Annotated in this window: 8 protein-coding genes; 4 read left to right on the plus strand and 4 right to left on the minus strand. The window is 57.0% G+C overall.

The features are described 5' to 3' along the window. Nucleotides 1-39 precede the first annotated feature (39 nt). From ytfQ to FDK21_RS16040, 4 genes are all read right to left on the minus strand, one after another. Entirely contained in the window at nt 40-993 is a 954-nt protein-coding gene (ytfQ, locus tag FDK21_RS16025) for a galactofuranose ABC transporter, galactofuranose-binding protein YtfQ (RefSeq protein WP_114011087.1), read from the minus strand. A gap of 370 nt (nt 994-1,363) precedes the next feature. Further along, the gene (gene nikE, locus FDK21_RS16030) at nt 1,364-3,922 is read right to left on the minus strand and encodes a nickel ABC transporter ATP-binding protein NikE (protein ID WP_138149784.1); all 2,559 of its coding nucleotides are present in this window, start codon (nt 3,920-3,922) and stop codon (nt 1,364-1,366) included. A 6-nt stretch (nt 3,923-3,928) separates the two neighbouring features. Next, nucleotides 3,929-4,900: an ABC transporter permease gene (locus tag FDK21_RS16035; RefSeq protein WP_138149786.1), complete on the minus strand. Its 972-nt coding sequence runs from the start codon at nt 4,898-4,900 to the stop codon at nt 3,929-3,931. Nucleotides 4,901-4,930: 30 nt separating this feature from the next. Continuing rightward, nucleotides 4,931-6,616 (minus strand): ABC transporter substrate-binding protein, encoded by a 1,686-nt coding sequence (locus tag FDK21_RS16040; protein WP_171022120.1) that lies wholly within the window; start codon nt 6,614-6,616, stop codon nt 4,931-4,933. 343 nt (nt 6,617-6,959) lie between these two features. On the opposite strand from FDK21_RS16040, the gene FDK21_RS16045 reads away from it, so the two are divergent. The 4 genes from FDK21_RS16045 (at nt 6,960) to FDK21_RS16060 (ending at nt 14,044) form a co-directional block, all read left to right on the plus strand. After that, a complete protein-coding gene (locus tag FDK21_RS16045) occupies nt 6,960-7,574 on the plus strand; it encodes an AAA family ATPase (RefSeq protein WP_114011091.1) in 615 nt (204 codons plus the stop codon). 551 nt (nt 7,575-8,125) lie between these two features. Continuing rightward, nucleotides 8,126-9,595: a circularly permuted type 2 ATP-grasp protein gene (locus tag FDK21_RS16050; RefSeq protein ID WP_246657598.1), complete on the plus strand. Its 1,470-nt coding sequence runs from the start codon at nt 8,126-8,128 to the stop codon at nt 9,593-9,595. Further along, nucleotides 9,592-10,596, plus strand: coding sequence for an alpha-E domain-containing protein (locus tag FDK21_RS16055; protein WP_171022121.1), 1,005 nt, complete (start codon nt 9,592-9,594; stop codon nt 10,594-10,596). Before FDK21_RS16050 ends, FDK21_RS16055 begins: the two co-directional genes overlap by 4 nt. A 70-nt stretch (nt 10,597-10,666) precedes the next feature. Then, nucleotides 10,667-14,044: a transglutaminase family protein gene (locus FDK21_RS16060; RefSeq protein WP_138149792.1), complete on the plus strand. Its 3,378-nt coding sequence runs from the start codon at nt 10,667-10,669 to the stop codon at nt 14,042-14,044. The last annotated feature ends 99 nt before the right edge of the window (nt 14,045-14,143 follow it).

Raw genomic sequence — 14,143 nt, forward strand, 5'->3', positions numbered from 1 at the left:
GGCAGATGGAATCCATCCGCCGCCGCAGTCCGTCAAACATCAGTAGCCAAGGCTCTTTTTCGACTCGTAGATGGCTTTGTTGTCATCTTTCAGCGTGTAGAGCTTGGATTCGGTCTGGATCCATTTTGGTGGCGTCGTGCCATCTTTCCAATAGGCTTCCAGCGCATCAAAGGCAGGACCTGCCATATTCGGGGTCAACTCGACCGTTGCGTTGGCTTCCCCTGCATCCATGGCCAGATGAATATCCGGCACAGAGTCGATCGACACAACAAGGATGTCTTTGCCAGGCTTCGCGCCGGCTTCCTTGATGGCCTGAATGGCACCAACTGCCATGTCATCATTGTGAGCATAAAGCGCACAAATATTGTCTGCACCTTCAGCCTTCAGGAAGCTTTCCATAACGACCTTGCCCTGTGCACGGGTAAAGTCACCGGTCTGGCTGCGGACAATTTTCAGATTGTCAGCACCAGCAATGCCCTGCTCGAAGCCTTTTTTGCGATCGATGGCAGGGGACGAACCGGTGGTGCCCTGAAGTTCAACAATGTTGCAGTCTTTGCCAGCAACTTCATCTTTCAGCCACTTGCCTGCGACCTCGCCCTCATGGACAAGATCCGAGGTGACGGCAGTCATGTAAAGGTCTTTGTCGGCATCAACGGTACGGTCAAGCAACAGAACCGGAATTTCGGCATCCTTGGCTTCTTCAAGCACTTCGTCCCAGCCGGTTGCAACCACAGGCGCAACGAGGATCGCATCCACCCCTTGGGCGATGAAGCCGCGAATGGCCTTGATCTGGTTTTCCTGCTTCTGCTGAGCGTCGGCAAATTTCAAGGTGATACCGCGCTCTTCAGCCTGCTGTTTCGTGACGGTGGTTTCCGCAGCACGCCAGCCGGATTCAGACCCGATCTGGGAAAAGCCGACGGTTTTGCCCGCTGCCATAGCAGTGAGCGGCACCAGAGTGAGGGCACTGGCGAGTAGGATTGAGCTGAGTTTCATGATTACCTCCCTATGAAACATGTCTCCCACCATCCATCAAGTATTACTTATTAAGGATCGTAAATGGACGATACTGCTGCATATATATCAAAACCACCTATCCCGAGTCAGAACGACACTCAGTCTAGGACTTTTTTCCCATTCCACACTAAAACGGGCTTCCCAACGCAAGAGGAAAGGACTTACGGCAAGAAAGAGTGCAAAAACGGTGCAAAAGTCATCAACCCAATTGTCAATGCACGCGAAGCATGATCGCCCGATCCTTCCAGTTCTGATTGTACCACATCGCTTCTCCATCGGCACCTGGCAAGAATAAACATGGATGAACAGCCAGTGGTGCAACAAAAAATGGAAGCAAAGTTCTGATCGATCAGACAGCGGCAATCAGCGCCTTCGTATAAGCATGCTGCGGATCGGCAATGAGAGCATCGGACGGCGCCTCTTCAACAAGGCGCCCCCTGTTCAACACCATCAAGCGGTCACAAAAATGGCGCGCCAACGCGATATCATGTGAGATGAACAAAAAGGCGGTCCCCAGCTCCACACGCAAGCTTGCCAACACATCCATCACCTCCATGCGGATCGCCTGATCGATCATCGACGTGGGTTCATCGGCAATGATCAGCGAGGGACATGTGACAATCGCCCGCGCCAAGGCAACCCGCTGTCTCTGCCCTCCGGACAAGGAGACCGGAAGTCGGTTCAAAAAGGCGCGATCCGTTGGCAGTCGAACCCGGTCCAGCGCCTCGCAAATCTGCAACTGACGATCCGCCCAGCCCCCACCCTTGACAATCCGCATTGGCTCGGCCACCAGATCGCCAACCTGCATCCGATTGTTAAGGCTCTGATAGGGGTCCTGAAACACCATCTGCACCTTCTGCCGCATCCGGCGCGCATCAGCACGGGACAGGGAGTTCCAGTCCATACCCTTGATTAAGATCGACCCGGCATCGGGCCGGCAAAGCCCAAGCAGCAACCGCGCAAGGGTCGTCTTGCCTGCCCCCGACCCGCCAACCAGCCCGACACTCTCCCCTGCTTGAAGGGTGAAGGAGAGATCATCAAGAACGGTGACCCGTTCCTTTCGTCTCAGGCCATAGACGGAGGCGCCTGCGACCGGAAACTGCTTGGTCAGATGCAGACATTCCAGCAAAGGAGGCTCATCCACTTCACCGACCGGATTGCCAATCGGTAAAGCTGGCGCAGCCCAGCGACGGGGTTCTTTCAGGGTGGGGAGCGTCTCCAACAAGGCGCGAAGGGGGCAAGGCCCTGCGTCAGATCCGACCTCGGTGAGCACGCCGTGCTCCATCCTTGCAACCCGATCACAATGACGAGCAATCAGAGGCAGATTGTGGCTGACCAACAGCATGGTCAGTCCCATCTCTTTGCGCAAATGCAACAGCAAGTCCATCAGGCTTTGCTGGACCAGCACATCAAGGCCGGAGGTCGGCTCATCGGCGATCAGCAAATCGGGCCTGCAACAAAGAGCAACGGCGATCACCGCCCGCTGGCGCATCCCACCGGAGAGGTGGTGGGGATAGCAGGAAAGATGCTTCGGCGTCAGCCCCACCTTGGTCATCCAGTCCTTGGCGATGGCAAGTCGCCTCGCAGGCGGCACCCCGGCCCCGACCAGCCGTTCCATCACCTGTTCGCCGATGGTCAGCACAGGATTGAGCGCATTCATCGCATTCTGCGGGATCAACCCAATTCGTGTCCTGCGCAAGATCCGTATGTCCTCGTCTGATAAAGACAGCAAGTCAGTGCCGTCCAATCGGATTGCACCAGCGGTTAATCCTGCAGCCGGATCTGACAGACGAAGAACAGCCAGTGCCAGAGAACTTTTGCCCGAGCCGGACTCCCCAACCAGTCCAACCACCTCGCCGTGTTGAACCGACAGGGTCGCATCCTTGACCGCAACCAGTGGACTGCCATCCATCCTCTGATAGACCACCTGAAGCCCATCAATCTGGAGAAAGCCCCCTTCACCTTGCGGCGGCTTCGAGCGGATTGCCGCGCCGCCAGTCTTCCGTCCCTTCACCGACATACGCCTCATGAGCGTCCCGTCAAAGCCATAGCCGATGAAGGCAAGCGCCATGATGGTCACCGCAATGGCCAGTCCGGGCGGCAGGATCCAATGCACCCAAGCCCCGGTCAAGAAGGCTGCCCGCCCATTGGCATGAAACAGAATTGTCCCCCAACTGGTCGTGAGCGGATCGCCAAGGCCGAGAAAATTCAGGGATGCCTCAATCAAAATGGCATTGTGCGCAACACGGACAAATTGTGGCACGATCAGCGGAGCCAGTGCGGGCAGAATATGGCGCATACTGACAAACCAGCCAGAGGCCCCCATCGCACGCGAAGCCTCGACAAAAGTCGCCGCCCGGATCGACAGGATCTGCGAGCGCAATTCCCGCAAGGGCTGTGCCCACATGACAAGCGTAATCACCACGATCTGTGTCCAGATCGACGCACCAAAATAAACCCCGAGCACAATCACCAGCGGCAGCAAAGGCAGCGCCAGCGCAACATCCACCAGCCGCATCAGCAGCCGATCAAGCCACCCGCTTCGATCCTGGGCGCGGCCGCCAGCATCAAGTCCGGCAATCAAAGCCAAGGTGGTTGCAAGCCCTGTCGCCAACAGTGCCACCACAAGGCCGACAAACAGGGAGACCTGCGCCCCATACAAGAGCTGGGAATAGAGATCTTGCCCGAAATCATCACATCCGAGCCAATGGTGGTGACTGGGCGATGCAAAGGCCGCGCAGACCTCCGCTCTCGGCCCATAGGGCGCAAGCAGCGGCGCAAAAAGGGCGCACACCACCACCACCAGAAGCAAGCCAAGGCCAACCAGCTGTACCTTGCCCGTCAGGCTCGAAAAAGGCGCGAGCCCCGCAAAGCGTTTCAAGTCAAAGGCAGTAGAAGTCTTGGCCATGCACGCCTATCCCTCAATCCGGGTGCGGGGATCGATCAGCGGATAGAGCAGATCTGCCAACAAGTTGGCCAAAATCACACTGCCGGTCGCAAGGACGAAAATGCCCTGCAGCAGGGGATAGTCCCGCGCCATGACACTGCCAACCACCAGACTGCCAAGCCCCGGATAGGCGAAAACCGTCTCGATGACCAAGGCACCGCCAACCAGCCCGCCAATCCCGACCATCGCATGGGTGACAAGCGGCAATAGTGCATTGCGAAAGGCATGTCGGACCATGATCCACCGCTCCGACAGTCCCTTGGCGCGCGCAAATAGAATATAATCCTGCTCCAGCACGCCCAGCATCGAGGAACGGGCAATCAGCAACACCGACGCCATTTGCACCAGCCCCAGCGCCAGCACTGGCAGAATCAGTCTTTTGCCAACCCCCAGCAGCCAATCCAGCGTCCCCGGCACGGCACCCAGCTCATAGGCGCCGAAGGACGGCAGCCAGTGCAGAATGGTTGAAAAGAGGATGATCAGCAGCATGGCGAGCCAGAAGGGTGGCAGCGAGCCGACAAACAGCACCCCCGCCATGGTCGCAACATCACAAAAGCCCCCCCGTCGCCAGGCTGCCAGCACCCCCAGCAGAGACCCAAGCGTCAGCGCAAGGACCAATGCGCTGCCCGTCAGCAAAAGGGTCCATGGCAGTCGGCTGATCACGATGTCCCAGACCGGCTGCCCCAGATGGGTCGACAGGCCGAAATCACCCTGCAGGATGCCCACCAGATAGAGCCAGAATTGCTCTGGCAACGAGCGATCCAGCCCGAACTCAGCCATCAGACGCAACCTGTCCTCCCCGGACAGGGCCACAAGGGTCTCCTCCCCCAACAGATAGTCAAGCGGATCTCCCGGCGCGATCCGCGGCAACAGAAAGTTGATGCCCAACGCCACCAACAACGTCGCCGCATAATGGAAGACCAGCCGCAGATATCGCATCACCGCCTCCTCCTCTGCCCGACCATTCTGCTAGTCCACTCTCTTGGTCAGCTCATCCACCACCTGCGCCCGCTGAGGCCGCGGCAGGAAGGAATATTTGTGGAAGATGCCATAGCCCGCCGAAGAGGCATAATTGTCGTAAGACTGCCACCGATAGGCAAAATAGCCATCGGGATACCAGAGCATCACCCGGCTCGGATAGGCATTCTGATAGGCTTGCAGTTCGTGGGAGATTTTAAGCCGTTCGGCCCGACTGTCTGCCTTCAGCCAACGATTAAGGATTGCCTCCTTTTCCGCTTCCGGCGCCAGCGCACGCTTGTTGTCCCCTTTTGACAGCAAGGCCAACATGTCCTGATCCGCCAGCCCGTGGGGGGTGATGTCCATGACGCGAAAATCATAGCGCCCGGTCTTCCAGGCAGCTGCCAGCGAAGCCGGATCCACCGCCTGAACATGCGCTCGCAAGCCCACCGCCGCCAGTTGGGACATCACCATCTGAGCAGCCCTGAGCAACAACGGACGGTTCGAGGCGACCTTGATCTGCCAGTCAATCGGGCGCCCTCCGGGCAGATCGCGCCAGCCATCCCCGTCTCTGTCCACCAGACCGTGCGCCTTCAATAGGCGTTTCGCCCTGACCGGATCATAGCCGACGCGCAAGTCAGGACGGGTCCAGAAGCTGTCCACGTGGGGCCAGCCGCGACTGCCAGATGTTCCCATCCCGAGCAGGATCCGTCGCACCATGGCATCGGGGTTGATTGCCAGCGCGATGGCTTGCCGCAAGTCTCGATCATCAAAGGGTGCGCGCCCCAGATTGATGTCGAGCCAGACACCCCAAAGGCTCGGAGCCTTGGCAATCTCGATATCCGGGTCATCCCGCCATTGATTGACCAGTTCCGGCGGCAGCGAACGAGCGGCCCCATCCAACTCGCCGCTTTTGAGCGCAGTGAACAGGGTCTGTGGATCCTTGATCATCACAAGGATCAGCTCATCGACCAGCGGCTTTCCCTTCCAATAATCGGGATTGGCCTGATAGCGGTAAAATTCATCTGCCTTATATTCGACCAGCCTGTATGGCCCGGTGCCGATGGCGAGGCCTGTGAAGGCGCGTGGATTGTCCACCTCTTGCCATTGCTTCTTTTGCAGGATCGGCAAGTCGGCAGCGGTGATCAGGTCAAAATTCGGCATCGGCATCTTTGCGCGCACCCGGAGCCTCAGCCGCCCCAGCACCTTGATCTCTTCAAAGCGCGGCAACGCGGAGGTGTGGTGGGTCCAGCGATTGATCGGACCTTTGCGGTAATAGTCAAAGGTAAAGGCCACATCCTCTGCGGAAAATGCGCTGCCATCATGCCATTTGACCCCGTCCCGAAGGGTGATCTCCCATGTCCGGGCATCATCACTCACCCGCCGGATATCGGTCGCCAGCCAATTGCCCGCCTTGCCGGCATAAGGAGACGGTTCGCGCAGCTTGTCGAAGGCCAGCCACAACAGCCAGTCATTCCAACTGTTGCCAATGGTATAGGTGGTGATGTTGCCAGCGCTGTTCCAAATGCCGATCTTCAACCGTTTGGCCTGTCTGGGCCCTTGATGATCCATCGCCGACACCTTGCCCGCCAAAGGCGGCTGAGCGGATGAGCGATCACCGGCATGAGCAGCAGACCCGAGGGCCAGCATCGACAAATTCAAGAGGAAAGCAAAGACTTTGAGAGCAACCTGTGCCATGGCGGGCTTTCGATAATCAGACGAAAAGGAGAGCCTGTCCAGGCTCAAACACAACCAAAAGGATAGGCTCGCGCAATCGCCCTTGCGTTGACAAGGATCAGCCAAACCAAAACTAGTCACAGAAGGCAGTGACAAGTTCAAACCGGTATTCTGAAGACAGAGACCCGCCAAAAGCGTGTGCATTCCTGTGATTTGTGTGATGTTTATCAAACCTTATGCAGCTTCCTCTCTATAAGATCTGCACCCAAGACTGAACCACCCGACATCAAGCCAGCCCGCAGCCGCGCAGATCTGTGCACAGGCCGCACCCAAGGCCCGGCAAGCGCGCAACGAGGACGGAAAAATGAAGATTATTTCGATTGCAGGAGGCTCCGCATCCGGCAAAAGTTCCTTTGCCCGCAGACTGCAGAACCGGATCGGCAAGGACAGAGCCAATCTCATTTGCGAGGATGACTATTATCTGGGCGCGGTCGAGGGCAACTTTGACCATATCGACACCAAGGATCACGACCTGCTGCTCGCTCATATCAATGATCTGAAAGCCCACAAGACCATTGAGATTCCCAGATATGACATGAAAATTCATGATCGCTCTGAAGAGACCGAGAAAATGACCTACAAGGATGTCCTGATCCTGGAAGGCACACAGATCCTCTATCGCAACAAACTCTCGCGACTGGCTGACTGCAAGGTTTATATCGATGCTCCGGACGATATCCGGCTGGCCCGCCGAATGGCCCGCGACATCATCGAGCGCAAACGCGACCCCGAAGACATCATCAATCAGTATCTCGAACAGGTGAAACCGATGCATTATCGCTACACCTATCCGGCCAAATATGTTGCTGACGTGATCATCAACAACGAGTTCAGCATGTATAAAAACCCTTCGCGGCTGGATCGCTATATTGAACTCATCATCCATCGGGTTTTGGGATCAGAAGACCTGGCTCAGTAATAAATCGGTCACACTCAAATAAAAGAAGACTCAAAGATCCGGTCTCGCTCAAAGAGAAAGCAGACACCGGATCGGCAATTTAAAAAATCTGCCTATACATCACCCACCCCACTTGTGATAAGATTAATAATTAATCACAGGTGGTGATTTCAAAGTCAAAACAATGCTCAAAATTTAGGCGGGAAAGCAACAAAGTCTATTGGCCCTCCGGTCATGCAAAGCTTAACATTTTGAAAAATAGACACTTTAACAAAATGAATAGTATGGCCCAGAATTTGCTCTATTGAGATGACAGGGTCATGAGATAACTAGGCCTTCAAGCTCGAATGAGGCTCACATAAGCGATTTTCAGCGTCGCAATCGCCAATATGCAAACGCGCCAAGCGATGAAGACGCCATTGCAGCAACGACGCGCCATTCGAATCCTTGATGCTCAAAACCCGACGATGCAAGGAGACGACCTCGACTTGGTCGGCCCCGGACATCAAATTGCAAGGCGAGAGATTGCGCGGCCGGTGACCCGACGCAGTTCAAGAGGGAAGGTGTATTGCGTGAGCAACTATGACTCTGAGGCGTTTTTCTGCGAAATGTCGAGCAACATGGCAGAACGCAGTCCCCAACTGGAGGACATCTGGAACCGATTTGATCAAGCCGATTTTGACGATCTGAAAAGCCGCGCCAAGGATGCGGATCTGGAATTGTTCAATCTTGGCGTCACCTTCACCGTCTATAGCGACAAGGATGTCATTGACCGGGTGTTGCCCTTCGACATCATCCCCCGCATTCTGACGGCCAGCGAATGGAACACCATCGATCGCGGTGTCATCCAAAGGGTATCGGCAATCAACGCCTTCCTGCATGACATCTATCACGAACAGCATATCCTCAACGATGGCACCGTGCCGCGCGATCTGGTGATGGGCAACGCCAATTTCCGCGACATCATGGTCGGCTTTGAACCTGCAGCGGGGGTTTATACTCACATTGCCGGCACGGACATTATCCGCGACGACGATGGCAGGTTTCTGGTTCTTGAGGACAATGTCCGCTCACCGTCTGGCGTTTCCTATGTGGTGGAAAACCGCCACCTGATGGAACGGTCCTTCCCGGATCTGCTGGCAAACCTGAGATTGCGCAGGGTCTCGGACTATGGCCGCACCCTGTTTGAAAAACTGTCCGAGACAGTACCGTCAGGGGCAGCAGACAAGGACAATCCGCAAGTGGTCGTGATGTCCCCGGGCATGTTCAACTCGGCCTATTTCGAGCATATATTCCTCGCCCGTGAAATGGGCGTGCCGGTGGTCGAAGGCAGCGATCTGTTCTGCGATGACGACCGGGTCTTCATGAAGACCATTGCCGGCCCCAAGCGGGTGGATGTCATCTATCGCCGCATTGATGACGCCTTCCTTGATCCCGAAGCCTTCCGGCCGGATTCCATGCTCGGCGTGAAGGGACTGATCAACGCCATGCTCAAAGGCAATGTCACCATCGCCAATGCCATTGGCACCGGAGTTGCCGACGACAAGGCGGTCTATGCCTATATGCCGCGCATCATCAAATATTATCTCGACGAAGACCCGATCCTCGACAATGTCGAGACACATATCTGCCGCGAAGAAGATGCTCTGCAATATACCCTCGATCACATGGAAGAACTGGTGGTCAAGCCCGTCGGCGAGAGCGGCGGCTATGGCATCACCATCGGCCCCAAGGCATCAAGGGAAGAGCTGGAGAAGGCGCGCGAGAGCCTGCTCGCCGATCCGGCCAATTTCATCTCCCAGCCGATGATTTCCCTTTCGGTCTGCCCGACCCTTGGCGAAAGCGATCTGGTGCCACGCCATGTCGATCTGCGCCCCTTTGCGGTTACCGGCAAGGGCACATGGGTTCTGCCCGGTGGCCTCACCCGCGTGGCCTTGCGAGAAGGCTCGATCGTCGTCAATTCCTCGCAAGGCGGCGGCACCAAGGATACGTGGGTCCTGTGTGGTCCCAAGGAAACCCGCACCGGAGGAAACCGTTCATGACCATGCTGCTCAGCCGCTATGCCGAAGCCCTCTTCTGGTTCGCTCGCTATGTTGAACGCTCCGCCAGCCTTGCCCGCATTCTCAATGTTCAGGCCGGCTTCTGGCAGGATGACGCCAATCAGGAAAACTGGTCGGCGATTCTCTCCCTTTATGCCGACAAGGACCGGTTCGAGGAAAAATACGACACGATCAATGCCCGCAATGTGGCCAACTTTTACGTCACCGACCGGGACAATCCCGGCTCCATCCTGTCATGCCTGTGGGCCGCGCGCGAAAATGCCCGCCTGCTGCGCCCCCTGATATCGGTGTCGATGTGGTCCTACATCAACATGTCCTTCAACGAGTTCAGCAAACTCTCCAACTGGGATCTGCACTCAACCCGGCTGGCCCGGACCTGCGAGATGATTGCCCGGCGCTGCGACGCCATTATGGGCGTTACCGAGAGCACCTATTATCGCGACGCTGGCTGGCGGTTCTACCAGTTGGGCCTATGGATCGAACGGGCGGACCAGACCAGCCGATTGCTTGATGTGAAGGTTGCCCAGATTGCCTCCACCCACTGGCTGGATGACGGCGAAGATGCGGTCGCCGACGCCGAGTTCTGGAAGCTTCTGCTGCATTCCTTTGAAGCCTATCATGCCTTCCAGCGCGCCGAATCCGGCCTGCTGGATCCCAAGAAGGTCGCCAATTTCCTGATGTTCAACGAAAGCTTCCCGCGCTCGCTGACCCATTGCATCGGCGAAGTGCAGAACATGCTCAAGGACCTCTATCTGGGCTACAAGCTTTATCATGTCGAATATAGCTACGAGGAAGTCGAGAAATTGCTCTACGAGCTGGAATCGGCGGCCAACGATCCGCATCTTCATTTGCGGTTCCACGGCTTCAACGACAAGGTCCAGCATCGGCTGATGGAAATAACCCAAAGCCTCGGCACGTCTTTCTTCGGGCATGTGGATGTCCCTCCTGAAGACGTTTCATCCCAAACCCAGAGTCAGGCCTGAGAAGCGCCTGACTCCGCTTCATCATTCCGTTTGACGATCCGATTTTGGGCAACCCGAAAGGCGCCTGTACATGTCTATCCACGCTGCTCTGACACACAGAACCAAATATTGCTACGACCGCCAGACCGGCATGGGACCGCAAGTCATCCGCCTGCGCCCTGCCCCCCACACGCGCAACCAGATCCTGTCCTACTCGCTCAAGGTAGAACCCGCCGAGCATTTCATCAATTGGCAGCAGGATCCCTTCGGCAATTTCCTGGCCCGCGTCATTTTCCCCGAAAAGGTTGAGTCCTTTGAGGTGACCGTCGATCTGGTCACCGAAATGGCGATCATCAATCCGTTTGACTTCTTCATCGAGGAAGCAGCCGAGCATTACCCCTTTGCCTATGGCAAGGAGGACAAGAAGGATCTCGCGCCCTATTTGGAGAAGGAAGAGCCGACCAAATTGCTGGCCGCTTTGCTCAAGGAAGTCGAGCCGATCATCAAACAGAAGGACCTCAAGACCATCGATTTGCTGGTTCAGGTCAACTATCTGATCGAAAGCAAGATCGACTATTTGATCCGCATGGAACCGGGCGTTCAGGCCCCCGAAGAAACCCTGACAAAAGGCTCAGGCTCCTGCCGCGACAGTGCATGGCTGATGGTCCATGTGATGCGCCATCTGGGGCTCGCGGCCCGCTTCACCTCGGGATACCTGATCCAGCTGAAACCGGACGTCAAGCCGCTCGATGGCCCTGCAGGCACCGATCATGACTTCACCGATCTGCATGCATGGACAGAAGTTTACGTGCCCGGAGCCGGCTGGATCGGCCTCGACCCGACCTCGGGCCTCTTGACCGGAGAAAGCCACATTCCGCTCGCCTGCACCCCGAGCCCCATTTCAGCCGCACCCATCACGGGTGCCCATGACAAGGCGGAAGTCGAATTCGAGTTCGAAATGGACGTGCAGCGCATTTACGAGCGGCCCCGCGTCACCAAGCCCTATACCGACGAACAGTGGAAGGCGATCAATGCCTTGGGTGAGACGGTCGATGAACGCCTCGAAGAGGGCGATGTGCGCCTGACCATGGGTGGCGAGCCAACCTTCATTTCGATTGATGATTATGAAGCCGATGAATGGAACACCGCCGCCGTAGGTCCGACCAAACGCGCCTATGCAGAAAACCTCATTCGCCGCCTGCGCGACCGTTTTGCACCCGGTGGGCTACTGCATTTTGGTCAGGGCAAATGGTATCCCGGCGAGCAATTGCCCCGCTGGGCCTTTGCCCTTTACTGGCGTGCCGACGAGGAGCCGCTCTGGGAAGATCCAGCCCTGATCGATTCCGAAAAGCCGAAAGCCACAGCCGATCACAAGGTGGCCCAGCGCTTTATCTATAAGCTCAGCGAAAAGCTACGCATCGACCCCAAATGCGTCATCCCGGCCTATGAGGATCCGGCCCATTTCGCGCTGGTCGAGCAAAAACTCCCCGTTGATGTCGATCACAAAAACAACAAGATAGACGACCCGGCCGAACGGGCCCGCATCGTCAAGGTCTTTGAGCAGGGCCTGTCCAATCCGGCAGGCTTTGTGCTGCCGGTGCAGGCCTGGAATTCCGAAGTCTATGGCCGATCCTGGATGTCAGAGGTCTGGAAACTGCGCCGCGAGAAGCTTTATATCCTGCCCGGCGACAGCCCGGTTGGCTTCCGCTTGCCGCTTGGCTCCCTACCCTATCTGACCGAAGTGCAATATCCCCATGTCTTGCCGATGGACCCGCATGCGGCCCACGCTGCCTTGCCCGCCAAGGAAGCCTTGCTGCGCGATCGCCGCAAACCTTTCAAGCAGCGCGACCATTTGAAAAAAATGGATCCGGCCAAGCTGCTTGAAGCCCCGGACATCCAGTGGCACGAATCCCTGCATAAGACCTTCATTCCAATGAATGAAATTTCAGGCTCGGTCCGCACTGCCCTAACCATTGAGCCACGCAATGGCCATCTCTGCATCTTCATGCCACCGCTCAACAATGCCGAAGATTACGCAGCCATGGTCGCCGCCATCGAGGAAGCAGCCAAGGAGGTCAAGCAGCCGGTCCATATCGAGGGCTATGAACCCCCGTTTGATCCGCGCCTCAATGTGATCAAGGTCACCCCGGATCCGGGCGTCATCGAGGTCAATATCCAGCCAGCCACAAACTGGAAGGAAGCCAGCAAGATCACCCAGATCGTCTATGAAGAGGCGCGTCTGGCCCGCCTTGGCACCGAGAAATTCATGCTCGATGGTCGTCACACCGGCACCGGTGGCGGCAACCATATCGTCATGGGCGGCTTGACCCCGTCCGACAGCCCATTCCTGCGCCGTCCGGACCTGCTGGGCAGCCTGATCACCTATTGGCAAAACCACCCAAGCCTCAGTTACCTCTTCTCGGGCACCTTTATCGGCCCAACCTCGCAGGCTCCAAGGGTAGATGAGGGCCGCCACGAAAATCTCTATGAGCTGGAAATTGCCCTCAAGCAACTGCCGCTCCCCGGAGAAGGTTACATCCCCAACTGGCAGGTTGATCGCCTGTTCCGCAACCTGTTGATTGACGTGACCGGCAACACCCACCGCGCCGAAATCTGCATCGACAAGCTCTTCTCGCCGGACGGGCCGACCGGTCGACTCGGTCTGGTGGAATTCCGATCCTTCGAAATGCCGCCACATGCCCAAATGTCCCTTGCCCAGCAGTTGCTGCTGCGTGCCATCATCGTGCGCCTGTGGGAACAGCCTTACCGCCAGCGGCTGGTGCGCTTCGGCACCCAGCTGCATGACAAATTCATGCTGCCCCATTATGTCCGCGACGACTTCCGCGACGTGTTGCGCGATTTGGCCAACCATGACATCAAGCTGGACGAGGACTGGTTCGCCCCGCATTTCGAGTTCCGCTTCCCACGCTATGGCGAAGTCAATTATGACGGCGTACAGATTGAGTTGCGTCAGGCGCTCGAACCCTGGAACGTACTGGGTGAAGAAGGCGCCGTTGGCGGCACCGCCCGCTATGTCGACAGTTCGCTCGAACGTGTGCAGGTCAAGGCCAAGGGCCTTAATCCCGACCGCCATATCCTGACGGTCAATCAGGTCGCGGTGCCCTTGCATCCAACAGGCCGACAGGACGAAGCGGTCGCCGGTGTGCGCTATCGGGCATGGCAGCCGCCATCCTGCCTGCACCCGATGATCGGCGTCCACACCCCGCTGACCTTCGACCTGTTTGACAAGTGGAACATGCGCTCCCTTGGTGGCTGCCGCTATCATGTTGCCCATCCGGGGGGACGCGGCTATGAGATCTTCCCGGTCAATGCCTATGAAGCAGAAAGCCGCCGCCTGTCGCGTTTTGAGACCATCGGCCATTCGGCGGGCTATGTCGATCCGGTAATTCTGGAAGACAATCCGGACTTCCCATACACGCTCGATCTGCGCCTGGCCTCGGTGCGCTGACCCCACACCACGACCAACCACGAAGACAAGAGACCCAATTCGGGCCTCTTGTCTTCGTTCACGCTTCATCACGCCATTGTTAAAAATACCGATGCGTTT

This window comes from Cohaesibacter sp. CAU 1516 (assembly GCF_005771485.1).
GTDB classification, from domain to species: Bacteria; Pseudomonadota; Alphaproteobacteria; order Rhizobiales; family Cohaesibacteraceae; genus Cohaesibacter; species Cohaesibacter intestini.